Annotated in this window: 13 protein-coding genes; 2 read left to right on the top strand and 11 right to left on the bottom strand. The window is 43.4% G+C overall.

Going from position 1 to position 12,655, the window contains the following annotated elements:
* Positions 1-39 precede the first annotated feature (39 nt).
* The 6 genes from APAR_RS02300 to APAR_RS02275 all read right to left on the bottom strand — a co-directional run bounded on the left by APAR_RS02300 (position 40) and on the right by APAR_RS02275 (position 4,618).
* Positions 40-795 carry an amino acid ABC transporter ATP-binding protein gene (locus APAR_RS02300; protein WP_012808536.1) on the bottom strand — a complete coding sequence of 252 codons (756 nt, stop codon included), beginning with the start codon at positions 793-795 and terminating at the stop codon, positions 40-42.
* Positions 788-1,465: an amino acid ABC transporter permease gene (locus tag APAR_RS02295; protein ID WP_012808535.1), complete on the bottom strand. Its 678-nt coding sequence runs from the start codon at positions 1,463-1,465 to the stop codon at positions 788-790. Before APAR_RS02295 ends, APAR_RS02300 begins: the two co-directional genes overlap by 8 nt.
* On the bottom strand, positions 1,452-2,105 hold the full coding sequence (locus tag APAR_RS02290; RefSeq protein WP_012808534.1) for an amino acid ABC transporter permease: 654 nt from the start codon (positions 2,103-2,105) through the stop codon (positions 1,452-1,454). The genes APAR_RS02295 and APAR_RS02290 overlap by 14 nt, the downstream gene beginning before the upstream one ends.
* Before the next feature lie 204 nt (positions 2,106-2,309).
* A complete protein-coding gene (locus APAR_RS02285) occupies positions 2,310-2,867 on the bottom strand; it encodes a DNA-deoxyinosine glycosylase (protein ID WP_012808533.1) in 558 nt (185 codons plus the stop codon).
* Positions 2,868-2,869: 2 nt separating this feature from the next.
* Positions 2,870-3,649: a metallophosphoesterase family protein gene (locus tag APAR_RS02280; RefSeq protein WP_012808532.1), complete on the bottom strand. Its 780-nt coding sequence runs from the start codon at positions 3,647-3,649 to the stop codon at positions 2,870-2,872.
* 6 nt (positions 3,650-3,655) lie between these two features.
* Positions 3,656-4,618 carry a zinc dependent phospholipase C family protein gene (locus tag APAR_RS02275; protein WP_012808531.1) on the bottom strand — a complete coding sequence of 321 codons (963 nt, stop codon included), beginning with the start codon at positions 4,616-4,618 and terminating at the stop codon, positions 3,656-3,658.
* A gap of 431 nt (positions 4,619-5,049) precedes the next feature.
* On the opposite strand from APAR_RS02275, the gene APAR_RS02270 reads away from it, so the two are divergent.
* Positions 5,050-6,084, top strand: a complete 1,035-nt coding sequence (locus tag APAR_RS02270; RefSeq protein WP_012808530.1) for an ADP-ribosylglycohydrolase family protein — start codon at positions 5,050-5,052, stop codon at positions 6,082-6,084.
* 45 nt (positions 6,085-6,129) lie between these two features.
* On the top strand, positions 6,130-7,128 hold the full coding sequence (gene add / locus APAR_RS02265; RefSeq protein ID WP_012808529.1) for an adenosine deaminase: 999 nt from the start codon (positions 6,130-6,132) through the stop codon (positions 7,126-7,128).
* On the opposite strand, the gene APAR_RS02260 is transcribed toward add, so the two are convergent.
* The 5 genes from APAR_RS02260 to APAR_RS02245 form a co-directional block, all read right to left on the bottom strand.
* Entirely contained in the window at positions 7,118-9,721 is a 2,604-nt protein-coding gene (locus APAR_RS02260) for a heavy metal translocating P-type ATPase (RefSeq protein WP_012808528.1), read from the bottom strand. The two genes, add and APAR_RS02260, sit on opposite strands and share 11 nt — an antisense overlap.
* 9 nt (positions 9,722-9,730) lie before the next feature.
* Positions 9,731-10,054 carry a metal-sensing transcriptional repressor gene (locus tag APAR_RS02255; RefSeq protein WP_012808527.1) on the bottom strand — a complete coding sequence of 108 codons (324 nt, stop codon included), beginning with the start codon at positions 10,052-10,054 and terminating at the stop codon, positions 9,731-9,733.
* Between the two features lie 78 nt (positions 10,055-10,132).
* Complete coding sequence (locus tag APAR_RS02250) at positions 10,133-10,918, bottom strand: ABC transporter permease (protein ID WP_012808526.1); 786 nt, start codon at positions 10,916-10,918, stop codon at positions 10,133-10,135.
* A gap of 2 nt (positions 10,919-10,920) precedes the next feature.
* The gene (locus tag APAR_RS07310) at positions 10,921-11,688 is read right to left on the bottom strand and encodes a hypothetical protein (protein ID WP_143714109.1); all 768 of its coding nucleotides are present in this window, start codon (positions 11,686-11,688) and stop codon (positions 10,921-10,923) included.
* Positions 11,669-12,655: an ABC transporter ATP-binding protein gene (locus APAR_RS02245; protein ID WP_012808524.1), complete on the bottom strand. Its 987-nt coding sequence runs from the start codon at positions 12,653-12,655 to the stop codon at positions 11,669-11,671. Before APAR_RS02245 ends, APAR_RS07310 begins: the two co-directional genes overlap by 20 nt.

The following is a 12,655-nucleotide window of genomic DNA, read 5'->3' as shown; positions in this document are numbered from 1 at the left end:
AATCAATTACTACGTTATCTACGTGCAAAAACACGTTGTTTACTTATGTACACGTTCAAATTCAAAGGTACGCAAAAACTCTTGAGCTCTTTGCGTTTTAGGTGCCGAGAAAAACTCTTGTGCATCGGACGACTCTTCTACGATGTGTCCCTGATCAATCAAGATGACTCGATCAGCAACTGCTTGAGCAAAGCGCATCTCGTGAGTTACCACCAGCATGGTCATTTCCTGCTCTGCTAGCTCCATAACTACCTGCAAAACCTCATGAACCATCTCAGGGTCAAGAGCTGCGGTAATCTCGTCCAACAAAAGCACTTCAGGATTAGTCATAAGCGCACGAACAATTGCCACGCGCTGCTTTTGACCACCGGAAAGAGCTGATGGGTAGGAGTCTTTCTTCTCCCACAGTCCCACACGACGCAGCAGTTCTTCTGCCTGTGCCAAAACCTCATCCTCTGAGCGCTTCTGCACTACCAGAGGAGCCAGAGTTACGTTTTTCAAAACCGTCATGTTAGGGAACAAGTCATAGCTCTGAAAAACCATACCAATACCTGTTGCGGCGCTTTCTCTCTTCTGACCAGAAGTTACCTGATCGTGAAGAAGTACCTCTCCCCCTTGGATATCTTCCAAACCAACAATAGCGCGAAGCAGCGTAGACTTACCACATCCGGAAGGTCCCAACACCACAACTACCTCGCCTTTATTGATGGAGAGCGAGACCTTATCAAGCACGGGTTTCTGGCTTGAGGGATATACCTTAGTGAGGTCCTTAACTGCTAAAACGGTGTTACTCATGTGAGGCACTCCTCTCAAGCCTGCGTGAAAGATACGAAAGTGGGAAGCAGGCAGCAAAATACAGGAAGAAAATAGCTCCATAGATCCAAAGTGCTCCGTCGGTTGGGAACATAAAGCGATAAAAATCGGTGATCTGACTACCAACTCTAAGCAGCTCAACCACGCCAATCAAATTACAAAGCGACGTCGTCTTAATCATGCGAGTAATCAGATTGATGGCTGGCGGTAAAAGGCGCCTAAGTGCCTGAGGCAAAATGACCTGAAAGAACGTCTGCTGGCGAGAAAGACCAAGCACAAACGCGCCGTCATACTGAGATGCCGGAATTGACTCCAACGCTCCTCTTACCAGATCTCCAAGCTCGGCAGCTCCCCAAAACGTAAAGACCACAATTGATGCCTCAATACCATCAAAATTGACATCAAACCATTCAGAAGTACCAAAGAACACCACAAAGAGCAGCACCAGCTGAGGCATAACTCGAACAATCTCAAGGTAAACACGAAGAAGTGTACGAACAATCTTGTTGTTGGATGTCATAAAAAGTCCAACAAGAATACCAAGAGGAATAGAGAGCACCACTGAGATAAGGCCAATGTACACCGTTGTTGCAAGGCCTCCAAAAAGGCGCGTTAGCACTCCTTCTTGGAGCAAAATGTTATCGACGGGCATAGTCAAGCCTCCTCTCTAGCCAGCTTCCAATTAAAGAAATAGGAACAAGGATAATCACATAAGCAATAACCAGCATAAAGAGAGCTTCTGTAGTGTCGTACTGCATGCCAATAATGTCCTTGGTTACATACATCAAATCTGCAAGGGCAATGCCGGAGACAACGGAGGATTCCTTGATCAAGAAAATAACGTTAGCAACGAAACCAGGAACTGCCACAGAAAGCGCCTGTGGAAGAATAACGTGCTGAAGAGTTTGAATCTTTGAGAGGCCCAAAACCTGTGCAGATTCAAACTGAATAGCTGCAACTGATTCAAAACCTGCACGAAACGCCTCTGCCATATAGGAACCGCCAAGAAACGTTAGACCCACAACAGCAGCTGCCTCTGCATCCATTTTGAGACCAACTTTAGTCAGACCAAAGTAGATAAGAAACAGCTGAATAAGCAGGGGTGTTCCTCTGGAAAGCTCCACGTAAACAGAATTAAGCTGACTCAAAATAGGAATTTTTGACAGCGAAATCTGAGCACTTATCAAACCAACGATAAGCGAGAAGATAACTCCAAAGAAAGAGATGGTTAGTGTTATTTTTGCAGCTTCTGCATACAGTGGGAGATGTTCCCCTATGAAGCTCCAGTCCATGCGAATAAATCCTCTCGGGATGTGCGAATGCTCACACAAGAATTACAAAATAGCTTTACGCCCGAGTCTGTACCAGGAAAATTTTACTCAGCGACAATTACACCCTGGTCGTATGTGACCCGGGCACCAGACACATCGCGGTGCATGCACAAAGTGCATTATATGTCGTAGCCATAATTCGCATGCGTATAATCCTAGTCGCAACTAGGATATTGTCAACTCACAATTGGTAAATTTTTTGATAATGGAAAATTCTTCCACTAAATCATCAACTGACATACGTGCATTAGCAGGACTCGTGGAAGGCAATTGACGTGCAAGAATACCAGTTTGCTGCTCAGTATAGCGTTTATAAAATTTTGTTGCTGTCCCACCAAGCGTAAAAATAGCACAGATTGATGAATCTTGAATAAGAGCGCCAATATTGTGCGGAACTGGATTTGCAATAGAGGCGTCACTTGCACCCTTAATGTCACAAGCCTTAAGAACATCACAAAGAGCAAGATGATGTCTTTTACAGAAGTCAATCTTTTCAGGTATGGACTGCAAGGGTTTCTCACCATACAACGTGGCAACTACACGCCAGAATCTATTCTGAGGGTTGCCAAAATAAAAACCAATTTCTCGGGACTTGGGACTAGGCATGGATCCCAAAAGCAATACGCGAGAGTCGGGAAAAATAATGGGGTCAAGCGTGTTTTCTACATGCGTAAGTGTAGTTTTTGCAGTATCGGCGGCAGGCTGAGGCTTCTTTACCGCCACGACTACTCGCCTTCTTGCAGTGGCTCAACAAACTCCTGCAAATCATCAAGACGCAATATGGTTACTTGACCGTAGCCAGCTCCGCCCGTAGTACCTGTATCAATTCCCCACTTATCGTCATCTGACTGAACCCACTGCGCCAGTCCGCCCTCAGTAGTAGCACTGCGATTCAAGTTTTTTGCACCAAAGCTCTCTAGCAAAGGTGTGGGCGTATGACCGCAAATAACAATGGGATACGATGCATCTGACGTGCGGAAATCCGTAGGATGCTGCCAGAAATCCTCGCGAATCCACAACAAATCGTTTTCTGATTGCTTGTTCAAATATTGTTCCAGAGAAGCCTTATCCCAAGCGGTTGGCACAGGAACGCCATTGGACTTTACACCCGCATGTACCAGAACAAAATCCTTGCCCTGAACCTCAACTATGGCGTACAGAGGAAGCGTCTGCAGCCAAGCAATAAGCTCACAATACTCTTCTTCAGAAAGTGTCTTGAGCTCAGCAAGTGTGGCATCTCCACCGTTAATCTGCCACATAAACTGAGCTTCAATGTTAGCTTCTGGAGCTAATGCTTGCAGCGCAAGCTGCTCATGATTGCCCATTAAAACGGTGCAATTTGGAAGTGCGCGAATTACCTTGATGGTATCAAGAGAACTGGGACCACGATCAATCATGTCACCTAAGCAGTAAAAAACATCCGACTCAGTTGGATTAATGCGCTCTAAAGCACGTTTGAGCGGTTCCACATGACCATGAATATCAGAAAAAACGTACGTTGCCACAAAAACCTATTCTGTCGAATCTTCATCTGCAAGCTTCTGGCCAGCAAAGTTCAGATTTTGCGTGAGCTCTCTTGCAGTATCAAGATTAAAGTCTGGCGAGAAGAAAACGTCAAGTGCATACGGCACATTGGCAAGGGCATGGTCGTACAAATCCCAAAAGCTATCCTTGCGTACTTCTCCTGTAAAAGGATCAATCCATTCATTTCCTGCTCTATTATCAAAATCAGAATCAGAGGATTTTCTAACCCCGTGGGAAAGCGCCTCTATAAGAGAAAACCTGTTTGTACCAAACGTACGTTCAAGATGACCTAGCAGCTTTCTCTTCTTACCTGTTGGTGAATACGCGAGGTGCTGAATAATCCTAAAATCAACAACTGCTGATGAAAAAATCCTGGTATCGGTAGGTTTTTCGTACGTCCATAGCAGCGCAAAGAAAAACACCCTATCCAAAACATAGAGCGTATGCAACGATGCCCTCAAAACCTCACTATAAGGTCTATACGTTGCTACTGTTTTGCCAAGATGAGCATAAAGAATTGCCTCGTCAAGGTCCTTCTCGATTTCTGCATGAACTTGATTTTTAGCAGATTCATCCAGACCCTCTACACCTTGAGAGGTAAGCATGTTTTGCCAGTAATAAACCAAGGGATGAGCAGTGGAATCAAGCATATAGTGGCAGAGAAAGCCCGCAATATAGGCGCGAGCAACTGCTACATCCTTAAGCGGCAACGGTGCAATTGCGTCTCGCATAGAAAGAAGGAGTTCAGGCGTTTTTTCTTTATGCATAATTGACGCATATTTGGCATAGCGATGTAGCAATGGATCTGCTGCCAAATAAAACAACGGATCTGGACCTTGATTTCCCAACAGAAAAGCTTCTCGCTCCTCCATCGTGGAAAAACCAAGTTTGCCTGCAGCTATATCAAAAGCATCCTTGCCAAAGAAGTCGTGAGTCAAAATTGCGGGCATGTCCATTCCTTTCAGATTGCTACAGTCCATTTTACCCAGCAATGGCATATGAAATCAGAAAGAAATATAAAATGGCATGTGGTCACTATTGTGAGCAAGGTACCTCTGGGCACGCGCTACCTACCGTCTGCCGAAAAATAAAACTTATCCTCTGTAGTAATACTTAAATATTTGATATCTTTAAACATACTTGGGGGAGATATTTTCTGTCTGAGTCTTCTAGCTTGTATTGCGACTATAAGCTAACAAGTAAGGATTTAGGGAGTGAGGTATTCCTTACGGCACAGAAAAAACATCTGTAAAGACAGAGAATATCTAATTGAGGGGAGCAATCATGGCACACTGCTATGAGAAGCTTATTTCTGTAGATAACATTACTGTCTGCAGAGCCAAAACGTCACGTTCTTCTAGCATGAAGAAGCGTGAGTAACATGAATGCTGCAAGAAAAATCAAACTCTATAGGATGCTTACGGCCCTTGCTTATGGCGATGCCTATGGTATGCCAACAGAGATGATGTCACCGCGTCAAATTGATTTTGTGTTTCCTGATGGAATTCAAAGCCTTTCAAGTCCACCCAAAAATGACTTTTTTGGAAGACCTTTTACTGCAGGTCAAACCACAGATGACACTGCAAACGCAATTATTTTGACTAAAAATATCATTGATAATCAGGGCATTTTTAACCAATCACGCTACTTTGACGCACTTGAAAATTATGTGGCTACTGAACCAAATGCCGCTCAAGTAGTTGGTCCTTCCACAAGAGCTGCACTAGCTAATCGACTTTCTGGCCACTCGCTCAAAACATGCGGACGTCTTGGTACCACTAATGGATGCGCAATGAAGTGTGCTCCATTGGCTTCGATTGTTAACTGGAAAGACAAGCATGCACTTATCGACAGTGTCACTGAGCTTGCGCTTCCCACTCACGGAACCAATGTGGCCATTATGGGCGCAGCAATGATTGTTGCCGCTATAAGCAGAGGACTTAGCGAAAATTCTTTTACGGTAGAGGACGCTCTTGAAACCGCTTTAAGCTACGGACACCGAGCTCTCTACACAAAAATTGGCACACAAATGCCTATGCCAAGCATGTACCAAAAGTGCATCATAGCATTGGAATTTTGCGAGGGTGCCAAAAACCTTGAAGCTCCTCTAGCAGCATCAAGAGATATCTACGACTATTGTGGCTGTGGCTACGAAACAATAGAGACCATACCTGCAGTTCTTGCGGTAGTAAAGCTTTCTAAAGGCAAAGTCTCAAGAGCAGCGAGAATAGCTGCGGAAATGGGTGGAGACACTGACACTATTGGATCTATTGCTTGTGCTATTTGTTCACAAATTCACTATGACATTTTGCCTGATGAGGTAAGTTTGCTTGAACATGTTAATGGATACCAGTTTGAAAAACTTGCAAACAATTTGGAAAATGCCACTTCCCTACCGTATGATGTAGCTATCTAATTTGCGCTCTTTGCGCCATAGAATACGTTTCTTGTAGGAGGCGCCATGAGCTCCTGTGCTCTTATCGATTTGCATGTCCATCTTGATGGATCAATCCCCCTTCCTGCCGCAGCCCAACTTGCAGCAGAAGCGGGACTTAATTTCTCTTTGGATGAACTCCAAGAAAAGATGCAAGTCCCCGCTCATTGTCAGGATCTTAACCAATATCTTGCAACGTTTGAGTTGCCCTTAAAGCTCATGCAGTCAGAGCAAGGCATACGTGCTGTTGCAAAGGCATTTCATAAGCAACTTGATGCAGAGGGTATTCTCTATGCAGAACCCCGCTTTGCACCAGGAAGCCTTACGGCGGAAGGTCTTTCTCAGCAAGAAATCCTTGAGGCTGCCCTTGCTGGTAGAGCGGATTTCTTTGCAGAGAATCCACAGTCAGAGCTTCACACGGCGTACATCCTTTGCGCCATGCGTGGCACAGGTGAAGAGCTTAAACGTAAAAATGAACAATCAATCGATTTGGCTGTAGCATACCTTGGAAAGGGTGTTGTTGCGGCAGACTTAGCGGGAGCAGAAGCACTCTTTGCCACAGAGAATTTCTCGTCACTTTTTGCTGAAGCGCAAAGAAAAGATGTTCCTTTTACTATTCACGCAGGAGAAGCCGCTGGTCCAGAGAGCATCAAGGCCGCACTTCGTCTTGGCGCACAACGCATTGGTCATGGTGTACGCTCCCTGGAAGATGTGAGTGTTATCCAGGACCTCAAAGCTGCAAATGTTACACTTGAGATTTGTCCTACCAGCAACCTTCAGACACGCATCTTTGAGTCAATAGAGCGCTTCCCTCTTGAACAGCTGCTTGATGCTGGTCTAACGGTCACCATCAACACTGACAACATGACCGCTTCCAACACTACCCTCTCGCACGAATTTGAGCTTTTGCAGCAGTACTGTGGTCTAGACAAAAATACCGCACGTGAGCTTGCTGAAAATGCTGCACGTGCGGTATTTAGTGATTCTAGCGAGAAGGACTGTCTACTTGCCTACCTTAGGCAATAGTAGCCTCGTATCCTGCCTGAACAACAGCGTCAACCAATGCACTATCAGGGACATCAGAAGACAGCTCAACTACTGCGCTCTTCTCGTCAAGTGAAACAGTTGCCTTAGAGACACCCTCGACAGCCTCAAGGGCATGGGTGACATGTGCAACACAGTGCTGGCAGGACATACCCTCTACGTTTAGTTTCTTCTTCATATAAGATTCCTCCTTCTGTGACACGGATGTGTCGTTTGTGGACTTAGATTGAACGTCAATGACTGCTTTTGTGTCATGAGCGTCTTGGTGAGTTACTGAGCTGGCGTTCTTTGGCTTCCAGGTACGCAAACGCAGCGCATTGCATACAACAAAGACTGACGAGAAGCCCATGGCGGCTGCACCAATCATAGGGTTCAGCGAAATACCAAATGGATACAACAGACCCATAGCAACAGGGATACAAATGGTGTTATAGAACAGTGCCCAGAACAGATTCTCTTTAATGTTAGTCATTGTGGCACGAGAGAGCTCAATTGAGGTTGCGACATCAGCTGGATCAGACTTCATCAAGACAATGTCAGCGGATTCAATAGCAACATCAGTACCTGCACCAATTGCAATTCCTACATTTGCTCGCGCAAGTGCTGGGGCATCATTGATGCCATCGCCAACCATAACAACATTTTCTCCAGCATCCTGGAATTGCCTGATGTAGGACTCTTTTTGACTTGGTAACACATCAGAGATGACCTGGTCAACGCCAAGTTCTTTACCAATGACGTTTGCTGTTGTTGCCTGATCGCCGGTGAGCATGACAGACTTAACGCCCATAGCGCGAAGACGATCAATGGTGGACGCACTGGTCTGCTTTACCTTATCAGCCACAGCAATGACGCCAAGAAGCTTACCCTCAAGTGCAAAGTACAGTGGTGTCTTTGCCTGCTCAGCCAGCTGCTGAGCTTGGGAAATCAGCTCTTGTGTGTTGATGTCCTCCTGCTCCATAAGGCGAGCATTACCTGCTACAAGGTGTTTCTCGCCAACCTTTGCCGTGAGACCACCGCCAGCAACCTGTGAGAACTCTTGGACATCAAGTGAGCCAGCTTCAGACTTCCCAAGCTTCTCTTGAGCATACGTAACAATTGCCTGTGCAAGTGGGTGCTCGCTCTTTTGCTCAAGCGCGTATGCATACTCAAGCAGCTGATCCTTAGAAACGCTACCTGCACAAAGTACGTCAGTTACACTTGGCTTGCCCTCAGTAAGCGTTCCCGTCTTATCAAGAACAACCACGGTTGCTCGTACCGCTCCCTCAAGTGCCTCAGCGGACTTCACTAAAATGCCATTTGAAGCCCCCAGACCAGTGCCCACCATAATAGCGGTAGGAGTTGCAAGGCCAAGTGCACAAGGGCAAGAGATGACCAAAACAGAAACGGCGTGCGACAGGGCAACTGCAAAGTCACCCGGTGCCACAAAGCCAAACCATGCTACAAACGTCACCAGTGCAATTCCAATGACAACAGGGACAAAGACTCCGGCGATGCTGTCAGCAAGACGCTCGATAGGTGCTTTGGAACTTGTTGCCTCATCAACCAAGCGAATAATACCTGCAAGCGTTGTATCATCACCAACGGCAGTGGCGCGCATCTTAAACCAGCCACCAGTAGACACCGTAGCGCCTGTCACGAAGTCACCAACAGTCTTACTTACAGGAACTGGCTCTCCGGTAATAGCGGACTCATCGACAGATCCTTCTCCCTCAATGACTTGGCCATCAACAGGAATTGACTGTCCCGCCCTTACAACAAGCATATCTCCCACCACAACTGTCTCTGCAGGAACTTCCTGCTCAACACCGTCTTTGACGAGAATAGCCGTCTTTGGAGCAAGATTCATGAGCGCATTAATTGCACCAGTAGTATGACCTTTTGCGCGAGCCTCAAAGAACTTGCCCAGGGTAATCAGAGCAAGAATCAAACCAGCGGACTCAAAGTACATACCGTGCATTGCATGGTGAGCTGCAGTCACGTCTCCTGCAACAAAAGCGTTTGCCATCTGATACAGGCTGACAACGCTGTAGGCAAACGACGCCGCTGAGCCCAGCGCAATAAGTGAGTCCATATTAGGTGCACCGTGCAACAATGAGCGGAATCCGCCAATAAAATAGTGACGACAAATAAACAGAATAGGAATGCAGAGCAAAAGCTCTGTAAGAGCCAAGTTCATCATGCCATTCATACCAGAAACAGCAGGTGGAACAGGTGCTCCCATCATCTCACCCATGGCAAGATAGAACAGTGGAATTGCAAAGGCCATTGAGGAAATGAGCTCAACCCTCTTTTGCTTTACTGCCCTTTCTGAAGCATCGGTAGCATCTGCCTTAATAGCTGCAGCAGAATCCTTTTTGTCACTACGAGGCGTTGCCTCATAGCCTGCTTTACTTACTGCGTCAGAAATCTGCTTAAGGGTGTCTGGGTTACCGTCGTAATCAACTTCCATCGAGTTCTTAAGCAAATTAACACGAGCCTCAGAGACGCCAGAAACAGAGTTAGCTGCTTTCTCTACGTGCGCAGAACAACTTGCACACGTCATTCCTTGTACATCAAAAACTTTCTGATTCATAACGCCACCTTACATAAAACGCTTAAAGAGGTCCATAACCTCATCAATAACTTCTGTGTCGCCCGACTGGATACGATCAACTACGCAAGACTCCAGATGATCCTGCATTACTTCTCTTGAAATGGCCTTAACCGCCGACTCAACAGCTGCAAGCTGAATAAGAACATCACCGCAATAACGATCCTCGTTAATCATTGTTTTAATGCCGTTAAGCTGTCCGATTGCACGATTAATACGGCGAGAAACCCCACTTTTAAGTTCACTCGAACGAGGAGTTGCTTTATATCCGCAGTGATGACAAGATTTTTTTTCTACTGCGCTCCGTGTTTCCATATAGCCTCCTTCATATACCCTTATGGGGTATTAATATCTGAAGGAATTATACCCCCTATGGGTATTTCAATACAATACTTACAAATGCATCCCCTCTATTTGCCCAGTGATTCTCTGCCTGCTGTTGCAAAAAGAGATAAAAGCAAGCGTTATCAATATCCATAGAAATTCTAGGAACAACGCATAACCACACAATAGAAACGCATCATTTGTATTAGAACTCAAAAATAATCCGACACCATCAACAATCCATGAAATGGGAATACACTTACAGATAGAAATCAAAGAGCTTGGAAATAAATAAAGTGGTATGACAGCTCCAGAAAGTATGGGAATACTTATTGATAATAGATTTAGTACAGCAAATCCATCAGTAAACAATAGACCAATTACTGAAGAAAATACTCCAAATATAGCACCACCAAGAGAAGCAAGAATAAGGGATATACATAAAGGAAAAAGAAGGGCCAGAACATCAGCACCTGCAATATAAAGAACAATAACTGAAGTTAAAAAAGAACTCATAAAACAAATAACGGTAATTGTTATGTACCTAATTAAAAAGAATACTATTGCATGATTTTGAGAAATTAAATACATAAAAATTGTTTTTGCAAATCGATCTTGAACAATAATATTGGCCGAACATTGCATTGCAGAAAGCCATGACGATAAGGTTAAAATTCCTATAAGCAATGACATACTTGAAGCAGAAAGCTGCATACCGAACAGAATAAAATATAGATATGAAAAAATAGGTTCAATAAAAAATTGGATGCAAAAAGCTAAAATAGAGCCGTAACTAGATAAGGAAGTCAATGCTATACAAATAGCAGGATAAACATATGAAGTAATTCTTTTCATAATTATAAATAATCTCCATTCTTGCGAAGATTTGAAAAGGCTAATTTAATCAAAAACCACCCTAAAAAAGCATAGGCAATAGAAAAGATCAAACAAACAACCGAATACAAGAAAAAATCTTGTATAGTAACTGAGGTAATTAACTTTACTGCTGGAGTCAAAGGATGTACGTATGCAATTATACGTATTGGTAATGGAAAATTTTCTATTGGTAAAACTATACCAGACCCTATCCATATACCAGTTAAAATAAGACTTTCAAATGATGAAGCATTTTTTGTTAAAACATATAAAGAAGACAAAACCAAAGCTGAAGAGGCACATGCAATAGTTGAAAAGAATAGTGCCAATATCTCATGTATGGAAAGAGTAATAGGAACATCAAAAAATAAGCTAAGAAGAATAGAACACGGTACCCCAAGAACTAAACCTAATGTAGTTGCAGAAAAAATAATTGGATAAAAAATATTAGCAATTCCTTTCGGACTTACAAATAGATAGTCCAAAGTTCCCTGATAACGCTGATATCCAATAATACCTGTTGAAAGAATAGTAGAAGCCCATATAGTTGCAATAGATGAATAAACCCAAAATGAATGATTATTAGACCCCTGAATCATTGAAAAAATCTTAAACAAAGAGAAACTAAAGCATGATCCTAAAACACTTATTAAAAAGAATGAAGTCGTTAAAAACATACTCGTATGAAAGCGTAGCATCCGTAATTCTGAACGTATATCAAAAATTGAATTAATACTGTCTTTCATCATCTTTTCCCATTATAGCAAGGTACACCTCTTCGAGTGAGGCACGTCTTTCATTGACGTTCTTCCAACCAAAATCATCAACACATAAATCAAAAATCATTTTCTTATTTCCTGACACATCCACATAAATTGAATCAAACTTCTCAAAAACTTCGACTGATGCAATCCCAGAACATTCCTTTAAAATTTTAACTTTAGATTCATCTAGACAATTAGTAATAAACGTGTATACGCCCTCTATTATTACTTTCTGTCTCAACTCCTCTAAGCTGCCCAGAAAAATACACTTTCCTTTTTTGAGAATAAGCACTCGATCGGCTAATAATTCAACCTCTCTCATACTGTGAGACGTAAGTAAAATACCACTAGGAATGTGACGTAACTCGGCGATAAGTTGTCTAACATCTGCGGCATTATTTGGATCTAAACCAGATGTTGGCTCATCAAGAAGAATTAAACTATGAGCTGAAATTAAAGCTCTTGCAAGATGGAGCCTTTGTCTCATTCCCCTAGAAAAAGTTGATACATTTTGATTTGAAAATTCAACTAAATGTACTTGTTGAAGGGCATTTTTAATTCTTGATTCTTGCTCATCAAAAGGAACACCACTCACTTGCGCAAAATATCTTAAGTTATTAATAGCAGTAGCGTGAAGATAAAACCCATTTTCTCCACCAAGAACTAAAGAAATATTCTTACAAGCCTTGCGAGGATATTTAAGAACGTCTACACCACATACTTCTGCTTCTCCACAATCTGGGAGTAAAAGCGATGAAGCAATTTTTACTAAAGTGGTCTTTCCAGCACCATTCGGTCCGAGCACACAAACTATTTCCCCCAAATGAACAGAAAACGACACATTATCTAAAACTATACGTTTCCCTTCTTTTATCCTGTATGATCTACTTACCTTTTTTACATTCAGAGGAAGTAAAGTATCATGGTCAAGATTTGATTCCTGCTGGATCAT

Origin of the sequence: Lancefieldella parvula DSM 20469, from assembly GCF_000024225.1 — a bacterium.
Lineage (GTDB): Bacteria > Actinomycetota > Coriobacteriia > Coriobacteriales > Atopobiaceae > Lancefieldella > Lancefieldella parvula.
This window is presented reverse-complemented; position numbering and strand designations above follow the sequence as displayed.

Excerpts from the sequence above, each read along its gene's own strand:
- APAR_RS02300 (WP_012808536.1), bottom strand. The coding sequence starts at position 795 with ATGAGTAACACCGTTTTAGCAGTTAAGGACCTCACTAAGGTATATCCC.
- APAR_RS02295 (WP_012808535.1), bottom strand. The coding sequence starts at position 1,465 with ATGCCCGTCGATAACATTTTGCTCCAAGAAGGAGTGCTAACGCGCCTT.
- APAR_RS02290 (WP_012808534.1), bottom strand. The coding sequence starts at position 2,105 with ATGGACTGGAGCTTCATAGGGGAACATCTCCCACTGTATGCAGAAGCT.
- APAR_RS02275 (WP_012808531.1), bottom strand. The coding sequence starts at position 4,618 with ATGCCCGCAATTTTGACTCACGACTTCTTTGGCAAGGATGCTTTTGAT.
- APAR_RS02270 (WP_012808530.1), top strand. The coding sequence starts at position 5,050 with ATGAATGCTGCAAGAAAAATCAAACTCTATAGGATGCTTACGGCCCTT.
- add (WP_012808529.1), top strand. The coding sequence starts at position 6,130 with ATGAGCTCCTGTGCTCTTATCGATTTGCATGTCCATCTTGATGGATCA.
- APAR_RS02260 (WP_012808528.1), bottom strand. The coding sequence starts at position 9,721 with ATGAATCAGAAAGTTTTTGATGTACAAGGAATGACGTGTGCAAGTTGT.
- APAR_RS02255 (WP_012808527.1), bottom strand. The coding sequence starts at position 10,054 with ATGGAAACACGGAGCGCAGTAGAAAAAAAATCTTGTCATCACTGCGGA.
- APAR_RS02250 (WP_012808526.1), bottom strand. The coding sequence starts at position 10,918 with ATGAAAAGAATTACTTCATATGTTTATCCTGCTATTTGTATAGCATTG.
- APAR_RS07310 (WP_143714109.1), bottom strand. The coding sequence starts at position 11,688 with ATGATGAAAGACAGTATTAATTCAATTTTTGATATACGTTCAGAATTA.
- APAR_RS02245 (WP_012808524.1), bottom strand. The coding sequence starts at position 12,655 with ATGATCCAGCAGGAATCAAATCTTGACCATGATACTTTACTTCCTCTG.